Source organism: Treponema sp. (assembly GCF_045657965.1).
Classification (GTDB): Bacteria; Spirochaetota; Spirochaetia; order Treponematales; family Treponemataceae; genus Treponema_D.
The window spans coordinates 1-6,091 of record NZ_JAZOUG010000100.1 but is presented as its reverse complement, the minus strand read 5'-3'; the positions used below and the strand labels follow the sequence as shown (position 1 = coordinate 6,091).

Here is a 6,091-nt window from a genome sequence, read left to right as displayed (position 1 = left end):
CATATCTGCATCACCTACAAGGGTAGCATCTACGATACCAAGTTTAACAGCCTGATAAGCAGCTGACACAGTGTGATCGTCCACTGCCCACGCAGCTACAAGACGTTTTTTTGCTTTGGAACGGAGTTGTTCGAAAATTTGTTCAAAATTGGTAATCATAACTTTAAGATATTTTAATTGTTTATTTTACTAGATTCATTGTGTCGGTAGCGATAACAAGCTCCTCGTTGGTGGCGATAGTGGCAACAAGTACCTTTGATCCTGGATTTGTAAGGATAACATCCTCTCCACGAACTTTTGCATTGAGCTCTTTATTGAAATCAATCCCAAGATACTCAAGATTCTCGCAAATCCTCTCGCGTGCTTCGCCGTCATTTTCACCTATACCTCCGGTAAAGATAACCATATCAAGACCGCCCATCACAGCACTATAGGCTCCGATATATTTCTTGACACTATGGGCAAACATCTTCTGTGAAAGGGCCGCCCTGTAATTTCCATTATCAGCAGCATTATTGATATCCCTTCCATCAGATGAGACACCTGACACACCCAAGAAGCCGCTCTTCTTGTTCAAAACTGTATTTACACCATTTGCATCAAGCCCCTCTTTCTCCTGAAGGAAGGTCACAAGGCCTGCATCGATGTTGCCGCAACGGGTACCCATCACCACACCTTCAACAGGGGTGAAACCCATAGATGTATCTACAGATTTTCCGTTAAGGACAGCTGTCACAGAACCACCGTTTCCAAGGTGACAGGTGATAACTTTCGAGTTGTTCACATCAAGGCCGGCCAACTTGCACCCCTTCTCAGCCACAAATTTATGGCTGGTACCGTGGAAGCCATAGCGGCGTGCACCGTATTTTTCATACCACTCTTTTGGAATTGCATAACGGAAGCTTGAAGCTGGCATTGTCTGGTGCCATGCTGTGTCCAAAACTGCAACATGAGGAACATTCGGGAGAACCTTCTGAGCAGCTTCGATACCCATGATGTTTGCAGGGTTGTGGAGAGGTCCCAAATCCTGAACTGAGCGGAATGTCTCCAAAACCTCTGGAGTAACTTTGACAGATTTTGTGAATTTGTCTCCGCCGTGAAGAACACGGTGACCGACAGCGCCGATTACGCTCATGTCAGAAATAACGCCGTGATCTTTGTCTGTGATTGCGTTAAGAATCAATTCGATAGCTTCTTTGTGTGTCGGACAAGGGCTTTCAAGAACGAACTTGTCCTTTCCTTTTGGTTTGTGTGTAATTACAGAACCGTCCTGAGTAACACGTTCAACAACACCTGTAGCCAAAACGTCTTTGTTGTCCCAGTCATAAACCTGGTATTTAGCGGAAGAAGAACCGCAGTTCAAAGTAAGAATAACCATAAAATTCCTCTATAAAAAAAGATTTAAAATACAGAATTTATTATAAGAAGTTGAACGGATTTATTCAATGAATCAGCCGAACTGAGCTATAAGCTGTTCATGATTTTTTAATCCGGTTTTTGCATATATGCGTGAAAGATAATTTTCGACAGATTTTGCCGGCAGATTAAATTCACCGGTAATCTGTTCAACTGACTTTCGTCCAATGATTGAATTTAATATACTGAGTTCCGGCTTTGTAAAACTTGCAACAAGATTTTTATTGTTGGAAAATGCCTTGAAACTTCCCGAAGAATATCAATTCCGTTATCGGACCCGAGAAACAAATCAAGAATAATAATAGACGGCAGTTCACCTTTTAAATCAAGTTCGGTTAATTTTTCAAATGCTTCTGCTTCTGTAAAAGCACCGTCACTTCATCTGCCTGCGCATGCTTAAGGATATTATTCAGTGCTTCCTGAATAATCCGGTATAAATTCAGGTTTTCTTCTTTTGTTAAAAAAGATGTATCTGTATTTTCCGGAATAGTAAGCCTGATTTCAATATCCGAAAATTCTTCAAAAGTATTACAGAGATTTATTACATTTGCACATAAATCATTTTTTGTTATATCAGGAGGAGCAAGATTATAGCTCATACTCCTGACTTCGGATATGGATTTATCAAGAATTTTTGAAATATCACTCTGAAGATCCTGATCAGAAAGTTTTAATGAAAGACTTCTGCAGTATCTTAAATCCTGCGCAACAGTATCATGAAGTTCCCTCGCAATTCTTGCCCGTTCTTCTTCCTGTCCCTGAATTGTATAGCGCAGATATTTATCGGAAGTACGAAGTTTCTGATCCGACTTTAAGTATTTTATGGCAAGAAAAATTACAAGCACAATACTGGCAAAAAAAAGTACATCAAAAATCAAAAAGAAAATCGTGTAACTGTGAATTATGGCATAAAGTTCTTCAATTAATTCTTCTGCATTTTCCATAAAACTTTATCTCCATTTTTCTTCGCCGAAAAATTTTACCATCAGTTTATAAACGCCAAAACCAAAAAAGGTCGTAATAAGCCTGTCCGTAAATGAAATCGGTATCTGTCCTAAAATGCACGAAGCAAAAAGCGAAAATTTCTGTCTGACAAACGATTCAGTAAATTCCCTGATAGGAGCTACCATATCGGCCTCATTAAAATACTCATAACGGATAAAATCTATAATTCCGCTTGTAAAAATCACCAGAGCGGAAGAACAAAGTGCAATCAGAACAAGATAAAGACAGGTAATTGACACAGAAATTTTGAATTCCTGTTTTTTCCGAGCAAAGAGCCATGTAACAAGTGCAATAATTGCCCCGCAAATACCAAAAAGCATCATAAACGGCTGTAATTCAAATCCGCGTAATGTACGGATAAACTCAGTTAATACATTATATCCCAATGCAACTGCAAGCCCCGGAATAAGTCCGAAATAAAAAGTTACTGCAACAGAGAAAATCAGGCAAAAAAAACTTGAAAATATCTGATTTCTTGTGTATTTTTTCGCATTCCGTTATAGTATTTCGCATATTAGACATGACCCGGAGCGCAAGGCACCAGATGCCACACTCCAAAAAAGGCAGGTACTATGACAACTCTAGATTTTCACAAATGGAAGTCAGAAGGCAAAAAGATTTCCATGGTAACGTGTTATGATTCCACATTTGCGCGAATCATCAACGATTCTGATATTGACTGCATCTTAATCGGTGACAGTGCTTCAATGGTTATGCACGGCGAAAAAACAACTGTTCCGGCAAAAATGGAATGGATGGAAGAACACACCCGAAGCGTGCGTAACGGAACTCCGGATAAATATATCGTAGCAGACATGCCGTTTTTAACCACACGAAAAGGCATTGAATATGCAGTTGACTGTGCAGGCCGGCTTCTTGTTGCAGGTGCAAACGCTGTAAAAATCGAAGGAATTTTTGGTCAGGAAGAAACTGTCGCTCACATCGTTCAGAGCGGAATTCCTGTAATGGCACATCTTGGCCTGACACCTCAATTTTACAACGCATTCGGCGGACACAAAATGCAGGGTAAAACCGAAGAAGCTGCAGAAAAAATCATTGAAGAAGCAAAACTTGCAGAAAAGCTCGGCTGTTTTTCTATGGTGCTCGAGTGCATTCCGGCAGATTTGGCATCAAAAATCACAAAAGCAGTTTCTGTTCCGACTATAGGAATCGGAGCCGGCGTTGAATGTGACGGTCAGGTTCTGGTTTTACAGGATATGCTTGGCATGACAGGCTTTAAAATGCGCTTTGTCCGACAGTATCTTGACGGCTTAAATCTTATAAAAGGCGCCATCAACCAGTACAGCGCAGACGTTCATTCATCTGCATTCCCTGCCGGGGATGAAATAAAATAAAAAGGAAAATAATCATGAAAATTATAAAGACAGCAGAAGAATTCAAAAAAATCCGTTCGGAGCTTGCATCAAAATCAGTCGGCTTTGTGCCTACAATGGGTGGCCTACATAACGGGCATCTTTCTTTGATTAAACGTGCAATTTCAGAAAACGATGTGAGCGTTGTAAGCGTATATCTGAATCCTACTCAGTTCAACGACAAAAAAGATTTGGAAACATATCCTGCAAACTTTAACGATGACTGTGCTTTGCTTGAAAAAGCAGGCGTTGATTATCTTTTTGCACCGACTTACTCTGTAATGTACCCTGACGATTACAAATACATGCTCACCGAAAAAGATTTTTCTAAAGAGCTGTGCGGGGCAAAACGGCCGGGACATTTTGACGGCGTTCTTACAGTCGTAATGAAGCTTTTGAATATTGTAAAACCGACACATGCATACTTCGGTGAAAAAGACTACCAGCAGTACAAGCTTCTGGACGGCATGGTTAAAGCATTCTTTATGGATGTAAAACTTGTTCCGTGTCCGATTGTCCGCGAAAAAAACGGTCTTGCAATTTCAAGCCGAAACCGAAAGCTTAGTGCAGCAGGACTTGAAAAAGCACCGAAGTTCCACGAGATTCTTGCAGGTGGCGGAAGCGAAGAAGAAATCACCAGGAAGCTCGAAGAAGCAGGCTTTAAAGTAGATTACGTTACAATCAAAGAAAACCGCCTCTATGCCGCAGTTTTCCTTGAAGATGTACGACTGATTGATAATATTGAAAGATGATTGAATAAATCACCAGCTGATGCAGAAAGGCAGGCGTAAGCGAGGTTGCGGCAAAAACTCGCTTGAACTTGTTCACCGCGAGTTTTATGACGCGTTCTCGCTGAGAGTCTGACTTTCTGGAAAAGGAGACGATTTTTTGAAAAACAAGCATATTTTATTGCACGTAACAGGTTCAATTTCCTGCTACAAGGCATGTGAACTTACAAGCCTTCTTGTAAAGCAAGGCGCTGAGGTTCAGGTTACTATGAGCGAAGGTGCACTTAAGTTTCTGCAGCCGGCCGTTTTTGAAGGTTTAAGCAAAAGAGAAGCTTTAACGCCTGACATGTTCGTTCGGAAACCTGACTGCATTCCGCACATTACGCTTGCTCAGAACTGGGCTGATTTAATCATTGTATACCCGGCTAGCGCAAACTGCATTGCACGTCTTGCATCCGGGCTTTGTGACGATCTTTTTGGAGCGACATTTCTTGCAAACAATTTCCAAAAACCTGTGCTTCTTGCTCCTGCAATGAACTCAAACATGTTCGCTCACCCGGCCGTTCAGGAAAACTTGAAGAAACTTGAAAGCTGGGGCACAAAGATTTTACCAACAGAAGAAGGAAGATTGGCATGCGGGTCGGTTGGTTTGGGAAAATTGATTTCACCTGAACGAACGTTGGAATTTATTCGGGAATCTCTATGAAAATTTTAATTACTGGCGGCGGGTGCAGGGAATACATTGACTCGGTGCGGGTTGTAACAAACTCTTCAAGCGGAAGAACTTCCGCAGTACTTGCGGACGAGCTTTGTTCAAAAGGAAACGAAGTCGTTCTCGTTACCGCAAAGTCTGCAATTAAACCGCAGAATAAAAACGTAAAGGTGGTTCTATTTGAAACAGGTGAAGAGCTGACACTTTCAATAAAAGCCGAACTTACTTCCACTGCTTTTGATGCCGTAATTCATGCTGCGGCCGTCAGTGATTTTGTACCGGAGTCGATTACAATTTCAGGAAAGACAGTAAAAGCCGGGAAGAACGCGCCTAAACTTCACTCAGGAAGTGAAATGACTGTAACTTTTAAGGCAAGTCCGAAAATTGCCGACAGTCTTCACGAATGGTCGGAAAAAGGCGGAAATGCAAGAGCAAAAGTAGTATGCTTTAAGCTTTTAAACAATGCAGATGAGGCAGCAAAAGATAAAGCTGTCACAAGCCTTTTTTCACATTCCAAAGCCGACTTTGTAGTCTACAACGACCTGAGTCAAATTACAGAAAAAAGCCATCCGTTCGTGATTTTGAATGTTGATGGAGAAGTCGTAGCGGAAGGGAAATCAAACGTAGAACTTGCAGATGTTCTTCAGAAGATATTGTCACGCGGAGATTTTTGCGTGAGAAATTGATGCTAACGCCACGCGTCTAACGACGCTATGGGGAAGTTTTTTTTGAGCAGCTTTCTTTTAGCCTCGTTAGAGGCGTACTAAATGCGTCGATGACAAAAGGTTCCGTGTGACAAATTCGGGGCGTTGCGGGGTGTCCCCGCAGAGAGGGTAGCGACCAACGAAGTGGGCGCG

General features: G+C 41.7%; 7 protein-coding genes and 1 pseudogene. 4 read left to right on the top strand and 4 right to left on the bottom strand.

The window, feature by feature from the left end; all coding sequences use genetic code 11:
- Window positions 1–181: 181 nt before the first annotated feature.
- The 4 genes and pseudogenes from ACKI5B_RS03740 to ACKI5B_RS03725 form a co-directional block, all read right to left on the bottom strand.
- On the bottom strand, window positions 182–1,378 hold the full coding sequence (locus ACKI5B_RS03740; RefSeq protein ID WP_407425969.1) for an acetate/propionate family kinase: 1,197 nt from the start codon (window positions 1,376–1,378) through the stop codon (window positions 182–184).
- A 72-nt stretch (window positions 1,379–1,450) separates the two neighbouring features.
- Window positions 1,451–1,612 (bottom strand): annotated as a pseudogene (locus ACKI5B_RS03735) (helix-turn-helix transcriptional regulator); the annotation flags it as partial.
- A 139-nt stretch (window positions 1,613–1,751) separates the two neighbouring features.
- Entirely contained in the window at window positions 1,752–2,360 is a 609-nt protein-coding gene (locus ACKI5B_RS03730; protein WP_407425967.1) for a sensor histidine kinase, read from the bottom strand.
- Window positions 2,361–2,366: 6 nt separating this feature from the next.
- Window positions 2,367–2,807 carry a hypothetical protein gene (locus ACKI5B_RS03725; protein WP_407425965.1) on the bottom strand — a complete coding sequence of 147 codons (441 nt, stop codon included), beginning with the start codon at window positions 2,805–2,807 and terminating at the stop codon, window positions 2,367–2,369.
- 186 nt (window positions 2,808–2,993) lie between these two features.
- Here ACKI5B_RS03725 and panB point away from each other — a divergent pair, with 186 nt between their 5' ends.
- The 4 genes from panB (at window position 2,994) to ACKI5B_RS03705 (ending at window position 5,920) form a co-directional block, all read left to right on the top strand.
- Window positions 2,994–3,776 (top strand): 3-methyl-2-oxobutanoate hydroxymethyltransferase, encoded by a 783-nt coding sequence (gene panB / locus ACKI5B_RS03720; protein ID WP_407425963.1) that lies wholly within the window; start codon window positions 2,994–2,996, stop codon window positions 3,774–3,776.
- 14 nt (window positions 3,777–3,790) lie between these two features.
- Entirely contained in the window at window positions 3,791–4,546 is a 756-nt protein-coding gene (gene panC / locus ACKI5B_RS03715; RefSeq protein ID WP_407425961.1) for a pantoate--beta-alanine ligase, read from the top strand.
- 136 nt (window positions 4,547–4,682) lie between these two features.
- Window positions 4,683–5,228, top strand: a complete 546-nt coding sequence (locus tag ACKI5B_RS03710; RefSeq protein WP_407425959.1) for a flavoprotein — start codon at window positions 4,683–4,685, stop codon at window positions 5,226–5,228.
- Window positions 5,225–5,920 carry a phosphopantothenoylcysteine decarboxylase domain-containing protein gene (locus tag ACKI5B_RS03705; protein WP_407425957.1) on the top strand — a complete coding sequence of 232 codons (696 nt, stop codon included), beginning with the start codon at window positions 5,225–5,227 and terminating at the stop codon, window positions 5,918–5,920. Before ACKI5B_RS03710 ends, ACKI5B_RS03705 begins: the two co-directional genes overlap by 4 nt.
- The last annotated feature ends 171 nt before the right edge of the window (window positions 5,921–6,091 follow it).